Below are 16,178 nucleotides of genomic sequence, written 5' to 3'. Positions count from 1 at the left end.
TTGGGTTGTCATTTTTATCATTCATTAAATTCTCAGCGCGACGTTCACCCGTGTTAATACACGCATTTTCGTTCCATCAAACAAAGCTGGCGGGAACAGGCTACTTATCACCTGCCAGCAATTAATGCATTTAATCCAAATGGGTCAATCACCAAGGGTTATATGTCCTCATATGATGAAGCACATGCCATGTTTAGATGCCGTTCAACTTCAAGATCAGACATCAAGTTGCCGCCCGGAAGGAGATCCGTGATGTCCACTAAAAAAGTAACGATTCAGGTTACCGGCTCGGGCATCCTGCAGGACGACGTCATCATGCTGGGCGAAGGGGTACTCAAGGCGCTTAAAATCCCTTCGGGAAGGCCGCTTCAGCTACAATTCGGCTCTTTCCGCCGTGAAGTCACAGTCATTCCGGTACCACGGTATGACGGGCTGCGCATTAATCAGACGGTCGCCAGCAAGACCGGCCTTGTTCCTCGTTCGGTCCTGCGCGTATCCTATCGTTCAGCCAGCCGTACGCTTCGCCTGGGACCCTACATCAGTGTAATGATCAGCCAGGATTATCCCGATCAGACCGATCGGCCCTTTGGCTCCATCACGATGTTCTGTCAAGAACTGGTGCATGCCTGTCGTAAGCAGGGCGCCTATGTATCCTTTTTCACACCGGAGGATATTGGAGCGGTAACGGGTTATATGAAAGGCTGGATGTATGATGACGGCTGGAAAAAGACCGTTCTGCCTATAGCAGACGTCGTCAATAACCGGCTGACGTCCCGTAAGCTTGAGAACAAACCTAGCGTACAGCATTTCATGAAAGAAGTAAAATCGCTGTACGGCACACAAACCTTCAACGAAAAATTTCTGGACAAAAACGAAGTATTCGATGCCCTAAAGTCCATATCGTCGCTGAAGAGAGTCCTTCCCGAATCCCATTTGCTCAAAGCTTCGGCTACACTCAAAACGATGTGTAACCGATATCCGGTTGTGTTTCTCAAGCCGGTTCGTGGGTCACTTGGGAAGGGGATAATCCGGGTCTCCCGTCAAAGCGATGGAAGCTTCCTCACCCTCGCCACTGGCGTTGGAGGTACCCGCAAACAAACGTATACCTCTCTGGATAAACTGTATGCCAGTCTGTCAGGGAAAATGAAAACGACGCGTTACCAGATCCAACAGGGTCTGACTCTTATCGATAATAGCGGCAGACCCGTAGATTTCCGTGCACTTGTGCAAAAAAACCGTACGGGCAAATGGAGTGTTACCTCCATCGTCGCACGTATTGCAGGGGGCAGCCATTACGTATCCAATCTGGCAAGGGGTGGAAGTCTCAGTACTGTCAAGGAAGCTGTAGCCAAAACTCAGTTGTCCGGTGCAGCCAAAGCTGCGGCTTATCCAAGTCTGCATACAGCTGCGCTGGATATCGCCAAAGGTATTGAGGGAGCTATCCCCGCCCATTTTGGTGAACTCGGCATCGACCTGGCCTTGGATACTTCGGGTAAAGTCTGGCTGCTCGAAGTCAATTCCAAGCCATCCAAGAACGATAATACACCGCTCAGCGAGAGCAAAATCAGACCTTCGGTCAAGGCGATGCTAGAATACTCCACCTACCTGGCTGGATTCTGAAGAGTCACCCATTTAAAGGAGGTGCAGAACGATGTTCCCGCAAGCTCAGACAAAAACAGTAGCCATCCTGGTTCGGGCAACAGAAGGCTCGCCTCCTTTCGCGGATGAACTCTTCTGTCGTCGTCTCAGTCTGGCAAGTTATCGATACGGCCTGAAGATCATCGTGCTGGCCGTACCGAATGATCCTCATGTATCCCCGCTGAAACAGGGTTATGCATACATTAGAGGACAATGGGATATGGTGCCTCTTCCTGTAGTAGACCTGTTGATGGACCGCTGTCTGCAGTCGCTCCCAAGAAAATTCAGACAACAACTTCAGCAACTTGTTCCTTCCGACGGTAGACATCCTCGCCGTTACTGGTCTGCTTCCTTGCCTGGTAAATGGAAAGTGCACCGCATCTTGTCTGGTGATGACAGACTTCGTGCGCTTCTTGCACCCACGACAATGCTTCAATCCAATACCTTGTGGCAACGCTGGCTGGAGGAATGGCCCAAAGGCATTTTCTTCAAACCTGTGTCGGGCACTCATGGTAAAGATACCTTTCGCCTCTATCGCGGAGACCATCATTCCTCCTGGATCATAGAGGGAAGAAATACACGCAACGAACGAATTCACCGTACATTTGATCGTCCTCAGGACGTATCAGTCTGGTTGGATTTACAGAAGGCCGAAAAAAAGATGATTGTGCAGCCGTATCTGGAGCTAAGTCATCATGGACGACCGTTTGACATCAGGGCCTTGGTGCAAAAAAATGGGCACGGACGATGGTCTCTAACCGGATGTATGGTACGGGAAGGACCCACAGGTTCACTCACTTCCAATTTGCATGGAGGGGGAAAAGCTCACCCTGCGCTTCCTTATCTGTCGGAACGCTACGGAAGCATTCATACCAACGCTCTGCTGGAGAAGATCAGGCATGCTGCAGCCCTCATCCCCACCCTGTTGGAAAGCCACTTTGGCAGACTGGCCGAATTGGGGCTTGATTTCGGAGCAGATGTCCAGGGACGACTCTGGCTGCTTGAAGTGAATTCAAGACCGGGCCGCTCCTCATTTGCAGAAGCAGGTGATCGACGTGTGCATGCTCTTACCTACACCCGGCCGCTGGCCTATGCCCGTTATTTGCTGCAACAACATGTTCTAACGGACGTGATACGTCCACTGAAAATGCCGAATACATCCAGCACAGCTGGCCTGAAACCCATCCCGATTCACGGCGGCTGAGGCCGCATCGCCCTGCTTGCCATGGAACAAAGGATCTTTTCAGGATAGGAGGATAAATCATGAGTTTGACCTTTTGCAAACTGCATTTCACAAAGCAGCCGGATAAAGTGGTTTATGTATCCAACGCATTAATGAAAAGCCTAAATCTATCCGGCAAAAAAACGATACATCTGCGGTTTGGACGTGACCGGGTACCCGCAACCATCAAACCAATCAAAAAAGCAGGTAAACATCTCTATCTCGCCTCAGGCATACGTAATCTGATGAACGTTCCCAAAAGAGGCAGCATCTACCTTCGCAATCTTCAGAATGATGAAGTTCAACTGGGTCCATTGATTGGCGTATTGTCTGACGGACCTGCTACGGGGACCAGCCCTTTTGGCTCCCGTACGGGTTTCATTAAACAGCTGCTCCGTGAAGGCAGTCACAAATCCTATATTTATGCGTTTACCCCACGAGATATTAACTGGCAGAATGAAACAGTATCCGGTTTTTTCCTTAACGACAGTGGAAGTTTCAGTCGGAAAACAGTACCTCTGCCAGATGTCGTGTACAATCGATTGCCCAGCCGCCGCTCCGACTTCTCACCAGCGATCAACCAACTGAGGGAGCGATTCATTCGGCGTAAAATCCCTTTCTTTAACTGGAGTTTCTTTAACAAATCAGATATCTACACTTTGCTGGAGAACGACCCGGCAGCTGGAAAATATATTCCTGAGTCCATCACCAATCCGACGGTGGAACAGATGAGAGAGATGCTCGAACGCCATCAGTTTGTTTACTATAAGCCTACAGCGGGCAGTCTGGGCAATGGCATCTACCGATTGACCTACTCGCCCAAACGTGGATATTTTGCCCGATATCGCAAAAAAACCGGTAACGCACTTCTGCGCTTCGGCTCATTTAACAGCCTGATGCGCATGCTCCAAGGCAGACATGGGAAACAGCTTCGCGGTTACGTTGTTCAACAAGGTATCCGGTTGATCGAGATTGATGAATGCCCCATTGATTTTCGTTTTCACATGCACAAAAATGGCAACAATCAATGGGTCGTCGTTGGTATCGGCGCCAAAAAAGCTGGTCGCGGCAGTGTAACCACTCATATCAAAAACGGCGGTTCCCTGATGACACCTGAGCAGGCTCTCAAGCGCAACTTTGGTGACCGCTCCGGAGAAGTGCTTCAGCATGCCAAATCTGTCGCAATAACACTGGCCCAGGCGATTGAAACCCAGCACCAGCATCTGATTGGTGAGATTGGCTTTGATCTGGGCATTGATCAGGAGGAACATGTATGGATGTTCGAAGCGAACGCCAAACCCGGCCGCTCCATTTTCCGTCACCCTTCGCTGCGGCTGGAAGGAAAATCATCGGTGGAGCACATCCTGGAACATTGCCTGTATTTGAGCAAATTCCGGAAGAAAGACGGCATTTGATGGGCCTGCAGGATGATTTCAGACCCGTTATTGCTATCCTGACCATGCATGATGACCGACGAATGTTCAGAGGAAACCATCAGAACTTCCTGGATATAGTGCAGACGGGCGAAACTATGGGATATGTGGTGTACGTCGTGACTGTACGTGATTTGAACGTGAGCGGCCCCACTGTGAAAGGATACACGTACAACAATGGAAGCGGGAAATGGACTTCACAGTCCTTCCCTCTTCCCCATGTGCTCTACAATCGAATTCCCAACCGGGAAGACGAACGCAAACCTTCAGTACAGCGCAAGATTGAAGAATGCATGAACTCCGGCATCGAACTGTATAACCCTTTTTTCTTTAATAAATGGAATCTGTTCGAATGGCTTAAGAAATCCAAATCCACCCAGCAACTGATTCCCTATACTCGCCGAATGCGAACAGCCTCCGCTCTGGGTACGGTGCTTAGATCACATCCCTACCTGTATCTGAAACCCGAGAGCGGGAAGGCCGGTAAAGGCATCATGATGCTGAAATTCCAGGAAAAAGAACGCTTGCCTTACCGACTTAAAATACAAAGCACCCGCAAGAGTACCACATACAAAACAACTACACTCGCCAAGTTATGGGCCCGGATTCGCAAGGAGACCGGACACACACCTTATATCATGCAACAGGGTATTGAACTGGCTTCATCACACAAGCGCCCATTCGATCTGCGGGTACTCGTTCAGAAAAACGGCAAGGGTCAGTGGAGTGTAACCGGCGTTGGCGCCCGTCTCGCCGGCTCTCGGAGCATTACCACCCACGTTCCGCGCGGAGGTACGGTGGAGGACCCGGAAAAGCTGCTCACGGAGCTGTTTGGGGAAGAAATGTCGGATTCATTGATGAAACGTGTGAAATCCACTTCATTGCTGATTGCGAGACAAGTCGAACGAGGCGCAGGTCATACCCTTGGCGAGATGTCCATGGACCTCGGTATTGACGATCTTGGGGAGATCTGGTTTTTTGAAGCGAACTCGAAGCCGATGAAATTTGATGAACCACAGATTCGACGCAGATCTCTGGAACGCATTTTTCAGTACAGCGCCTACCTTGCCCGTCAGTCCAAACGATGATGAACAGGAATAACAGCTAAAGAAGGTGATTGTTTGTGTCCTCACCTGTTCTGGGCATTATGACGTTGTACTTAAATGAACATCGCGCTCTGGAAGAACGGAGTATATACCGCAGAATGATCCTTGAAGGGCGCAAGCGGGGACTCGATGTTTATGTGTTCACACCTGCCGATGTACATTCAGGGGGCAAACAGATTGAGGCAATGGTCTTTCATTCGGAAAAAGGCTGGTCCCGGGAATGGCGTTCATTCCCGGATATCATCTTCGACCGCTGCCGTATACAGCGCAATCGCAGATTTCAGCAACTGCTTGCCTTTCGGCAAAAGTATGGTCACTTGCTCTTTCTCAACCGTCCACTACGTAATAAATGGACGATTCATCAGACGCTCTCTGCAAAATCAGCCTTTCGTGAGCATCTGCCAGATACCGTTCTGTTTCAGGATATGTCCGATGTGAATCGAATGCTGAAATCCTCTTCGCTCATCTATCTGAAACCCATTAATGGAACGGGAGGACGGGGTATTCTCCGTATCGAACGCAGCGGTAGCGAGGCCAACACAGTTTTAGTGCAAGGACGAGACCAAAAACGCCGGATCATTACCCCGCGCAAAGTCCATCTGTCACGCCTTGGCTCACTACTCCAGCATTGGAATATGAAAGATAAATACCTTGTTCAGGAAGGTATTCAGCTTCAGCTTCCAAATGGCCGTGTTCATGACTATCGGATGCTGGTTCAGAAAAATGGTGAAGGACAGTGGGAGTTGACTGGATGTGCAGGACGGATGGGTGCAGAGAAAAGTGTTACTTCCAATCTGCATGGCGGCGGTCAGGCCGTTGCGATGCACAAATTGTTGAAACAGTGGATTACCGATGAGGAGGAACGGGTTGAAATCAATGCCACTGCAGAGAAATTCGGGATTGACGTTGCCACATTTCTGGAAAACACCTATGGAGCCTTGTGTGAATTGGCTCTGGATCTGGCGATAGACAAGAATGGACGTATCTATTTGCTGGAAGTGAATCCAAAACCTGCTCGTGAGGTGTTTGCACGCATTGGTGAGCAAGATACCTACTCCAAGGCGATTACCCAACCACTGGAGTACGCCTTGTGGGTGTACCGCAACCATCCAAATACGAATCGCCCCCCTCGCGGAGTAAAGGTAACCAAACCTGTCAAACGCGTAAGAGGTAAATCTGCCACCCTCAAAAGGACCAGAAAAAACAAATTAAAGTAACAGACTTTCTTGAAATACGAGGTGCTCTCAGCATAGCTGAAGGCACCTCTTCGCTATCTCTTTATTTTTTCCCGATTTTACTCACAACTGGATCCCGGGGATTTGGAAGCTTTAAGACGTACCATGTTAAAACTGCAAAAAATAATCGAAGCTGAGTTGAAGTGACGGCTCTCGTTGCTTTTTCTCGCCTTGATATGTTAGTTATCTTAATTGTTTAATGAACTAATCAGTAATACTCATTAAACGATACAAGGAGGAATGAATTTGCGATCAAAAGAAGAGAAATTTCATATACCGAGAAGCTCGTTCGTAAGCAGATGCTGGATGAAGCCTTCACCCCTGCCATACTGACATCTAATGAGTATTTTCCTTATGGATACGGCTGGATTGTTGAGCTCCAAATTCAACTGGAATTTGTGACCAAGAAGCACGGGGTGCCTTCCGAAGAACTCATTCTGTGTGATCAAGGGGAGCACCGGGCTGTTCGAATCCAAATATAAAACAGTCAGGTCCAAGATTCCAACATCATTGAAAATGCCCATGCAGCCAAAAAACGTCCACTCCAAGCCCATTCGGGAGCTGGAGTAGACGTTTTTTCTGATTTCCCTTCGTTTTTGCGAATATACAAATCCATTGCGTTTATTTCCTACTCCGCTTCCCGATACAAACGAAGCAGTTCCGTAAAATCAGAGATTAGTACATCTGATCCTTCAAGTTCTTCATCCCGTCCGAACCCTGCATAGGCACAGCCAATGACGGTCTGGTTGTTCATTTTGCCTGCCTCCACATCAGAAGAGCGATCCCCGACCATCCATGCATCCTGAATCCGATGCTTCTCAAGCAGAATCTGAACCAAGTTAACTTTGGAAGGGGTCTTGTACTGTCCTGCACTATACACGCCTTCAAAGAGCGGCATGATCTCATGGGCAAAGGCCACGCCTTTAACATAGTCCTCAAGCCCGTTGCTGGCGACAAACAACCGCACGCCCTGTTCTTTCAACGCTTCCAGCGTCTCTTTGACTTGAGGGTACAGGAGAGAGCTTCCCCCATCCAACCCTTCAATCTCCAACTGAAGCAGCAATTCGTCTGCACGTCGATGGGCCGCAACTGAAGCTTCCGGCATAACTACTTTCCATATATCTTCTAGCAACATTCCCAGGCTTCCCAGCATTCGTTCTTCAGGAGGTGTCTCCCCTTCATAATGCCCTTCCGCCCGCAATGTATCAAACAGCTGATGATAGGCTGGCAACAACAGAGTTTCCGTCTGAAACAAAGTACCATCCATATCAAAAATCATTGCTTCCGGTTTACGTAATACCGTCTCTTTTGTCATGTCCAATGTTCCTTTCGGATTGGGATATGTATTGGGATCGTTCCCCTTCCATGATAAACATAAACGTTTGGCAGTGTAAACCGCGCAATGTAAAACATCTGTATCGTCAACGTCATACAACGTACACAAACGTTATATACCTTCATGCAATCATGATTGCTCCGGATTACGCAGCGCTTCAAGGACAATCTGTGCATGATATCCATCGTTAAAATCGTATATTTTGGCAGGTTGACCTTGAATACGGGCAATAACGTGTTTGAGTACAGGCAGCTGACTTAAGGATTCCTCTACTTCCACGGGAGCAAGCGACTCTCCGGTGCGTCCACTCCATAGTTGATCCCAATTTTCCAAGGCAATCGTCCCTTCTGTACCGTAAACCACCATGGATACACGCTCTTCACCTGCAAAATGAGCAATCCCCTCTAACTGGATTCGGGTTCCATCCTCCAGTTCCATCGCAGCCTGAACTTCATGTTCACATTCACCTGTATTTTGAGGAAATTGAACCAGACTGTTAATCACGCGAATAGGACCAAACACATTTTGGATCATATGAATCCAGTGGATTCCCACTTCAAGAATAAATCCGCCCTGTTCCCGACTGCTAATCCAGGCATTTTGCTGCCACGTTCGAGGCCACACGGGGAATTGCAGGATCAGATCGATTTTGCGAATCTCGCCAATCGATTTCTGCTGAATCAACTCTTGCAGTTTCACTACAGATGGTTCATGCGGCATAGAGAAATGGATTGCGTGTATTACACCGACCTTCTCGGCTGCCTCCAGCATTGCTTTAGCTTCCTCAACACTGTTTGCCAGTGGCTTCTCACAGAATACATGAATCTTGCGCTCCAGTGCCTCCATAACGACGGGATAATGATATTTAGGCGGAACCGCAATGTACAGCAGATCAACCGGATGTGTGTCGAGCAGTTGCTTAAAATCCGTATACATCTTCGTCTCAGGATGAGAGGAAGCAAGCGATGTCAATTGTTCCTCGCTGGAATCGCACACCGCTACAATCTCTACTTTTTCGGATAGTTCTGCCTCTGTTGCCTGATGTATCATATGTATTCCCATTTTGCCCAGACCAATTACGGCCATTTTTAACGTTGTCATTCAATTCACTCCCATCGAATTCAGTATATCAGAAAGCTTACTATTGCCAATCCTTGCACGAAAACGAAAAGGATATGTATAGGATTTTATTCGAATCTGAGCATAAGAAACATCCTCATAATCTTCACTATTTTACATTTTATTCCATAAATAATTTTTATAGGAAATATGTATCAGGAATATATAACCAATTTATTTTCTCATATGGGACAGCACATTAAGCGTTTCCAACCTAAGAATCAGGAACTTGTGCTCATAAAAGCGGTTGACAAAAAACCACAAAAAAAGCTACTCTTCCTATTAACAAGGATTTATTTCCTTTTACAACCTTAGACAATGACATACACTCCAAAAATGGAACTTGACCTGTGGGTCCAAAAACCTATTTTGTGAAGCGAGGTGTCCCGCTTGAGAACAGTTGCGGACTATTTGGCAGAAACTCTGCGTAATTTAGGCGTTACACATGTCTTTGGTATTATCGGAAAATCTATATGTCCTGCTGTCCTGAAAATGGTTGATTACGGTTTGGAATTCATTCCAGGTCGCCATGAATCCAGTTCAGGCTTTGCCGCATCAGGCTATGCCCTTCAAACAGGGAAGCTGGGTGTAGCCTTCGCTACTTCTGGTCCGGGCGGAACCAACTTGCTCACCGCGGCAGCCCATGCCAAGGCTAACAACTTGCCCGTTTTGTTTATTACGGGTCATCAATCCATTCAGGAATTGGGAATTCCGCAATGTCAGGACTCCTCCTCCTACTTGGCCGATCTGGCGGAAATGTTCCGTCCCGCCACGCTATTCAGCAAACTGGTGGAGCGCGGTGATCATTTCAGCAACATATTGAATCACGCCCTTTCCATTGCACTCGGTCCCAACAAAGGTCCGGTCCATCTCTGTCTTCCGTTTGATGTACAAACTGAACAGCTCGCTGACTTCAGGGTCGTAATTCCGGAGCCAGAGCCCCTGATCAGCGTATCCAATCTGACTCGTATCCTCCCCTTACTTCAACAGTCCAGTCATCCTTTAATTATTGCAGGCAAAGGCGTCAGTCGCGCCAGAGCCCATGATGAACTACTTCATTTTGCCGAACATTTCAATATTCCTGTCATCACTTCTCCTGGAGGAAAAGGTGCTATTGCCTGGAATCATCCCCTTTATCATGGGCCTTGCGGTGTTGGCGGCTTCCCTCATGCAGATGAACTACTGAATCAAAGTGATCTCTATATCGTACTCGGTTCACGTCTGAGTGATATGACAATTTGTAATTTGAAGCCCGAAAATCATCCTGCACATCTAATTCAATTCGACGCTGATCCAACATTCGTTGGTAAAATACTTAACGCTCAAACCTTACATATCACCGGCGACTTGAAGGACAACCTGCAGTTTTGGCTCGGTACACTGACAGAACAACCTGTTGTTCCAAGAGAAAAGACAACGGTCGATTACACCGTTCCTCTACCGGATCTGCCGAACCTGTCTCTGGCTTCTGTGCTGGAAGAAATGAGTGAGCTGCTTCCATATGATCATAAGCTATTTGTCGATGATGGCAGCCATGGTTTTCACGCAGTGCAACGATATAAGGTTAAGAAACCCGGCAGCTTTGTGTTTGATGCCTATTTTGCCTGCATGGGCAATGCCATCGGCATGGCTATAGGGGCCAAGACTGCTGCACCGGAAGAAACCATTGTATGCATTACAGGTGACGGATGCTTCATGATGCTTGGAACCGAGATTAACACCGCAGTATGCAACAATCTGGCCGTCATCTTCATTGTCGTGAATAATAAGCAGCTGGATATGGCACTGAAAGGCATGGAGAAAACAACAGGTCGAATCGATGGCACCTTATACGAGGTTCCCGTGGATGCGGCAAAGTTTGCCGAGTCCCTCGGCGCTGTTGCTTTTCGGGCGGAAACAAGGGATGAATTCGCCTCTGCTCTTCAGACCGCGCAGCAGCTAAACCAGGTTACTGTGATTGAGCTTCTTACCGATCGTGACGAGATTCCACCCACGGCTCACCGTACCGTGACTTTGAATTAGGAGGAATATAGCATGAGTGAACAAGTGACTCAAGGATTGGAGCGTTTTGCAAAGCTTTCCGGTGAATATGGGGCGAAAGCACTGGCACCGATAAAGGATCAGTTTCCTGAGCTCGCCGAGTTTATTATGGGAACAGCTTACGGGGATATTTTTCAGCGAACAACTATTACGGATCAGTGGAAAGAAGTCGCGATAATCTCTTCATTGATCACACAGGGACAATATGAACAATTAGGAGTTCATTACACGATGGCACTTAGCGTTGGCGTAACTGTGGATCAGCTCAAGGGAATTCTGCTACATCTGGCACCGTGTGTAGGGGCTCCCCGCATCATCAGTGCTTTTAATATATTGCTTGCTACACTTGAAGAAATCCAATAATTCACTCTTCTACATTTTTATACACAATTCGACTTTTTTATTGATCTTATTACATCCCTACCTTTATAATATGGTTAAATTATCCTCCGACTCCGGCTACATCTAGAAGCAGCAGCAGGGGCCTTATGGCCTGGATCTCGGTTAGCAGGATAGCCTTAACTCATTTAAAGGAGAGAGAACAATCATGGGAAGTTTTATACTGAAGACTGACGTTCCGAACAAGGTGCTAAACATTGAACTGGAGGGCTCTTTCTCTCAAGAAGACGGTTTGCGTTCCATATCGGCATATCAGGATACGATTGCTCCGATTAACACCAAAGAGTATGCGTTGAATATTGATTGCAAAAGGTTAAATGTAACTGCTCCGGAAATTGTGCCTCTTCTCGAGGGCTGCCTGCAGATGTTTAAAAAAGACGAATACAAAAAAGTGGTGTTGACGCTTGAGAATAATGCCATCCTGAAAATGCAGCTGTCTCGTCTTGGACGGTCTGTCGGACTGGACAACCTTGAGATCATCTCCACGGTTACAACCTAATATACCAGGCGGACAAGCTGAGGGTTCACCCATCCGCTCAGGAGGAGAATGAAGATGGCTGGAATTCGTATAGTAGATATCGATATCTATCATCCATCCAACAAGGTGGGCAATGACTTCTACATTGAACATTTTGATGCGAGAGGTGCAGATATTCGGGGATTATTAAAGGCACTTGGACGTGATACACGTTACAAAATTGACAACGATGATGAAAATTCACTAAGCATGGCCTTTGAGGCCGCCAGTAATCTTCTCGAAAAGACCGGACTCACCGGTTCCGATATCGATTTGATTGCTTATGCAAGTCAAACGCCCGAATACATCTTTCCTACGAATTCCTTGATGATTCATCGCCTAATTAACGGGGCATCCCATACGATCTGTATTGATAGCAATGCCAACTGCGCGGGTATGACCGCAGCCTTTGAACAGGTGAGCCGCCAGATGCTGGGTAATCCCAGAATTCGTCGTGCTTTAATTATCGGCTCGGATTACGTAGCTCCGCATGCCAGTCCAGACGATCCTGTATACTTTGCCAACTTCGGGGATGCAGCAGCAGCTGTCATTGTTGAGCGGGACGAGCAGGCTGTCGGTTTTATTGACTCGATCTATCAGACCGATACCTGTGTGTATGGCAATTCACTCTTCCCGGCACAAGGTCTTGCAAAACTGGGCCAAACCGGCGTTGACGCAGGTGCCTTCCATGTAAAGTTTATACCGTTTGATGATTCCATCTGTGTAGGTGCAGCCTCTGAATCGATTCTCACGCTGCTAAGTCGCAACGAAATTGAAGCAAACGAGATCAAAGCCGCTTGTTTCTCCCAATTATCTATCGGTAATATTCGTGCAGTATCCGAAAATATTGGCATTGCTGAAGATATTGCCGTTTACATCGGAGACGAGTTCGGGTACACCTCAACCAGCAGTCCGTTTATTGCATTACATCGAGCCATTACATCCGGCCAAATTCAGCGCGGTGATAAAGTGCTGTTCTGGACTGTTGGAGCTGGGTGGCAAAATGTTGCCATGGTTGTTGAATACTGAGAGCATGATACACCGAATTCAAAGAAGCAGGGCAGACCTTTTGTACCCAAAAAGGATTGTCCTGCTTTTTTTGTAATACTCTGGAATGGTGACTTTCACAATAATAAAACAGATCCATAACAAAAACCGCCCTCTAGGCAGAGAACGGCAATAAGGATGATTTGTGGTCCTTTTCAGAAAATTTTCTTCGTCTCCCGATCATCCTTCAGAATCTCTACTGCCTCCCGGAAACGCAAGGAATGCACAATCTCCCGTTCCCGCAGAAACTTGAGACTATCCTGAAGATCAACGTCATCCGTCAGATCGATTAACCACTGATATGTAGCTCTGGCCTTCTCTTCCGCTGCAATATCCTCGTACAGATCCGCAATGGGATCACCCATTGTATATTGAGGTAAAACTAAAACCGCACAACATTAGAGGATATTTTCCCGATAATATTCAAGTCTTTATGAACTGAATCAACATATTCGGGGTTTGATGTATATAGTCGGTACTTCTCGTCCAAGAATTCAATTCTTCTTATTAACCTCTCCCCGTTGATTTCAACAAGAAATATTCCATTTGTAGCATCCCCGCTTGAAATATCTGTGTCAATAAGAATTGTATCCCCTGTAATGATTCTATCACCATTCATGCTATTGTCTTTTACAACGTATACCAATTTCCCCTTCAATTAAATCACTCTCCCCTTGTTGTGTCTCATTGCTGTCTGGTTTACCTTATGCGTACGGAATGCTATAATTTCCAATGAAATATGCATAAAGGAGCTACCAAAGTGAAAGTCTCCCGTGGGAGGTGCTTACTTCTGGAGCGTATAAATGAATTGGGATTGAGCCAAGCGGAGTATGGACGTCGAGTTGGACGATCCAAAAGGATGATATCTCATTTTTGTGCTGGAACAAGGGTCATGCAACCTGAAGATATCTACGCTGCTCATATTGTTTTCGGCCTGAATCTCAAGGATTTATACGAACTCCACATAGGTGAGTAGGTGCGGCGTGCCGCCCTCCCTCGGGCTAAAAGGGAACTAATAGTTCCCGTATTTATATGTAAATAATACCTTTTACCCATGACAATTTGTGTCATAATGTGTCGAACGAACTAAAGGTAAAACTTTACAACGTTTCACATCTTGAAACAACGTTCAGTCACATGGTCTAGTGCAATAAAACAAAATATTCAGAACTTTTGTTCTTATGATTATTTCTTTGAGTGTCGAATACACTCAAATAATACAACGAAAATGGAAGGAACAACGCAGGCGTTTGGGATGATTTTCGGCTGAATAAAAAAAACCGCTGGATATCCTCCTGCGGTTTTCATTTCGCTAAATGGAAGCGGCTACTATATTTTTAAAACTAATAAAACTATAATCTTCTTCTCCACGTACAAACTTGATCTCTTTTCTTTGCTGATCAATGGACTCAACAACCCCCCGCATACTTGTGTCGTCAAAGGGGTCAAATATAGTCAGTGTGACTGACACACGCTCCTGGTATGATTCCATTAAAGCCTGACCGATCAATTGCCATTCCTGTTCATCCAAGATTGGCTTCTCGCGACGATTGAGTTCTTGCATATGGGAGACATATGCTTCCCGATGTTCCGGCAAAATCATCCGGCTACCTTCAAAAATTCCATTATCATTCAACTTACTTGTCATAAAATCCCCTCCGAATAGGAACGTATGTTTGTATTATATGTGAACATATATAATCTAATCAATAGCAAAACAAAAAAAGGCCGCTGCCATTATGAACCAGCAGCGGCCTTTTTGAGTAATCCCAAACGTTTGGGATTATGAATTTATGACTCAACCTTTTTAAGTAATCGACTGACAACAGCGCCCAACTCTTCGCGTGTTACTGTAGCACCCGGACGTTTACCGTCGAAGTAACCCTTCTCTGTCACCTCTTTCCAAGTTGTCTCCGCCCATTTACTAGGAACGTTAATATCTCTCTCCTGTGCCACTGGTTTCTCCTCCTTCACCTTTTTAACTAGTCCTAGATAGCTTGCAATTCCCTGAACGTGTCCATCAATAATTGCATCTATTACACTTGCTTGCTTGAGCTGATCCGCATTAGCACCCACGTCTACAAACAAGTTTTCTGTCAAGACCGCTGGCATCTTACTTTCACGGACCATATGAAGGTTCTCGGCCTTCTGCCCACGGTCAATGCCACCGAGCTTGCTTATAATGGCTTTGTGTAGTGCCTCCTGTAACTTAATGCTACCCTGAGAAGCTTTTGTATAACGGAACGTCTCAAAGCCGCCCTTGCCACCACCAGCGTTGCAATGAATGGAAACAAGAAGATCAGCACCAGCAGCATTGGCTTTGCTTGTCCGGTCACGAAGCTCTAAGAATACATCCGTAGATCTGGAGAGCAACACTTGCACGTCCTCATAGACCGCCTCTAGACGTTGTTTAATTCCAAGCGACACCTTTAATGCAATGTCTTTTTCCTGAATGCCGTTTGCGACAGCCCCAGGGTCCTTTCCCCCATGCCCTGCATCTATCCATACTGTTTTCATATTCATCATCCTCTCATATTTGTTAAACTGCTGGTTTTTGAGTAGTATCATCCTGTGGTGAATCTGGTAGGTTCGGATTGACCGGAATCGAAGATTTAGATTCAAATATTTTCACGGCGTTACGAAGTGCATCCGGCATTGGTAACCCCATTCGCCCAGCATTTTCAATAACAGACAATAACTCATTTGCAATGTAGAAGAAGACTACCGCGTCTTGAATGTATCCGGTATCTCCCCAAGCTAAATCTATATAATGAGAAATCGTCACGATCGCGAAGATGGCTGCCTTTCGTGCAATCCCTTCAAACCCGACTCGGCTACGTAGCTCGTGTTTAATCCAAGCTGCTGCCCATCCTGTTAACCAATCAACAACTACTAAAATCAAAAGTAAATGTATCAACATATCCCATCCTCCAAAGAGGTATCCCGTGCCAGCCCCCATGACTGCGGATACCATTTTAATGACATTAGTTATCCCCTCGCTCATCCCGCTTCCTCTTCTCTCTATTTATTTAATTACAAATAGCCCCCGACCACTCCGGGAGCATTCAATTTATTCACTTATACAA

16 protein-coding genes and 1 pseudogene are annotated in these 16,178 nt (G+C 46.6%); 10 read left to right on the top strand and 7 right to left on the bottom strand.

Features of this window, described 5'->3' with window-relative positions; translation table 11 throughout:
* The first annotated feature begins 252 nt into the window (after positions 1-252).
* The 6 genes from JNUCC31_RS25275 to JNUCC31_RS33550 all read left to right on the top strand — a co-directional run bounded on the left by JNUCC31_RS25275 (position 253) and on the right by JNUCC31_RS33550 (position 7,116).
* Positions 253-1,620 carry a YheC/YheD family endospore coat-associated protein gene (locus JNUCC31_RS25275; protein ID WP_192265764.1) on the top strand — a complete coding sequence of 456 codons (1,368 nt, stop codon included), beginning with the start codon at positions 253-255 and terminating at the stop codon, positions 1,618-1,620.
* Positions 1,621-1,651: 31 nt separating this feature from the next.
* Positions 1,652-2,842 (top strand): YheC/YheD family endospore coat-associated protein, encoded by a 1,191-nt coding sequence (locus tag JNUCC31_RS25270; RefSeq protein ID WP_192265761.1) that lies wholly within the window; start codon positions 1,652-1,654, stop codon positions 2,840-2,842.
* A 59-nt stretch (positions 2,843-2,901) separates the two neighbouring features.
* Positions 2,902-4,275, top strand: a complete 1,374-nt coding sequence (locus JNUCC31_RS25265) for a YheC/YheD family endospore coat-associated protein (protein WP_192265759.1) — start codon at positions 2,902-2,904, stop codon at positions 4,273-4,275.
* Entirely contained in the window at positions 4,275-5,381 is a 1,107-nt protein-coding gene (locus tag JNUCC31_RS25260; RefSeq protein WP_192273319.1) for a YheC/YheD family endospore coat-associated protein, read from the top strand. The genes JNUCC31_RS25265 and JNUCC31_RS25260 overlap by 1 nt, the downstream gene beginning before the upstream one ends.
* A 35-nt stretch (positions 5,382-5,416) precedes the next feature.
* A complete protein-coding gene (locus JNUCC31_RS25255; RefSeq protein ID WP_228469241.1) occupies positions 5,417-6,616 on the top strand; it encodes a YheC/YheD family endospore coat-associated protein in 1,200 nt (399 codons plus the stop codon).
* Between the two features lie 317 nt (positions 6,617-6,933).
* Entirely contained in the window at positions 6,934-7,116 is a 183-nt protein-coding gene (locus JNUCC31_RS33550; RefSeq protein ID WP_228469240.1) for a hypothetical protein, read from the top strand.
* Positions 7,117-7,262: 146 nt separating this feature from the next.
* On the opposite strand, the gene JNUCC31_RS25250 is transcribed toward JNUCC31_RS33550, so the two are convergent.
* Both JNUCC31_RS25250 and JNUCC31_RS25245 read right to left on the bottom strand, forming a co-directional pair.
* Entirely contained in the window at positions 7,263-7,949 is a 687-nt protein-coding gene (locus JNUCC31_RS25250) for an HAD hydrolase-like protein (RefSeq protein ID WP_192265757.1), read from the bottom strand.
* 150 nt (positions 7,950-8,099) lie between these two features.
* Positions 8,100-9,071: a Gfo/Idh/MocA family protein gene (locus JNUCC31_RS25245; protein ID WP_192265755.1), complete on the bottom strand. Its 972-nt coding sequence runs from the start codon at positions 9,069-9,071 to the stop codon at positions 8,100-8,102.
* 399 nt (positions 9,072-9,470) lie between these two features.
* On the opposite strand from JNUCC31_RS25245, the gene JNUCC31_RS25240 reads away from it, so the two are divergent.
* The 4 genes from JNUCC31_RS25240 (at position 9,471) to JNUCC31_RS25225 (ending at position 13,074) form a co-directional block, all read left to right on the top strand.
* Positions 9,471-11,111 carry a thiamine pyrophosphate-binding protein gene (locus JNUCC31_RS25240; RefSeq protein ID WP_228469239.1) on the top strand — a complete coding sequence of 547 codons (1,641 nt, stop codon included), beginning with the start codon at positions 9,471-9,473 and terminating at the stop codon, positions 11,109-11,111.
* A gap of 12 nt (positions 11,112-11,123) precedes the next feature.
* The gene (locus tag JNUCC31_RS25235; protein WP_192265751.1) at positions 11,124-11,492 is read left to right on the top strand and encodes a carboxymuconolactone decarboxylase family protein; all 369 of its coding nucleotides are present in this window, start codon (positions 11,124-11,126) and stop codon (positions 11,490-11,492) included.
* A gap of 184 nt (positions 11,493-11,676) precedes the next feature.
* Positions 11,677-12,027, top strand: a complete 351-nt coding sequence (locus JNUCC31_RS25230) for a hypothetical protein (RefSeq protein WP_062319974.1) — start codon at positions 11,677-11,679, stop codon at positions 12,025-12,027.
* Positions 12,028-12,081: 54 nt separating this feature from the next.
* The gene (locus tag JNUCC31_RS25225; RefSeq protein WP_192265750.1) at positions 12,082-13,074 is read left to right on the top strand and encodes a 3-oxoacyl-[acyl-carrier-protein] synthase III C-terminal domain-containing protein; all 993 of its coding nucleotides are present in this window, start codon (positions 12,082-12,084) and stop codon (positions 13,072-13,074) included.
* 173 nt (positions 13,075-13,247) lie between these two features.
* Here JNUCC31_RS25225 and JNUCC31_RS25220 read toward each other — a convergent pair.
* The 5 genes and pseudogenes from JNUCC31_RS25220 to JNUCC31_RS25200 all read right to left on the bottom strand — a co-directional run.
* Positions 13,248-13,454: pseudogene (locus JNUCC31_RS25220) on the bottom strand (manganese catalase family protein); the annotation flags it as partial.
* Between the two features lie 20 nt (positions 13,455-13,474).
* Positions 13,475-13,750: a S24 family peptidase gene (locus JNUCC31_RS25215; protein ID WP_192265742.1), complete on the bottom strand. Its 276-nt coding sequence runs from the start codon at positions 13,748-13,750 to the stop codon at positions 13,475-13,477.
* A gap of 654 nt (positions 13,751-14,404) precedes the next feature.
* Positions 14,405-14,740 (bottom strand): YolD-like family protein, encoded by a 336-nt coding sequence (locus JNUCC31_RS25210; RefSeq protein ID WP_192265740.1) that lies wholly within the window; start codon positions 14,738-14,740, stop codon positions 14,405-14,407.
* Between the two features lie 143 nt (positions 14,741-14,883).
* Positions 14,884-15,609 carry an N-acetylmuramoyl-L-alanine amidase gene (locus JNUCC31_RS25205; RefSeq protein WP_192265737.1) on the bottom strand — a complete coding sequence of 242 codons (726 nt, stop codon included), beginning with the start codon at positions 15,607-15,609 and terminating at the stop codon, positions 14,884-14,886.
* Between the two features lie 22 nt (positions 15,610-15,631).
* The gene (locus tag JNUCC31_RS25200) at positions 15,632-16,096 is read right to left on the bottom strand and encodes a phage holin family protein (RefSeq protein ID WP_192265735.1); all 465 of its coding nucleotides are present in this window, start codon (positions 16,094-16,096) and stop codon (positions 15,632-15,634) included.
* Between the last annotated feature and the right edge of the window lie 82 nt (positions 16,097-16,178).

Origin of the sequence: Paenibacillus sp. JNUCC-31 (assembly GCF_014844075.1) — a bacterium.
GTDB lineage: Bacteria > Bacillota > Bacilli > Paenibacillales > Paenibacillaceae > Paenibacillus.
The sequence above is the reverse complement of the archived record's forward strand: the minus strand, read 5'-3'. Positions and strand labels throughout refer to the sequence as shown.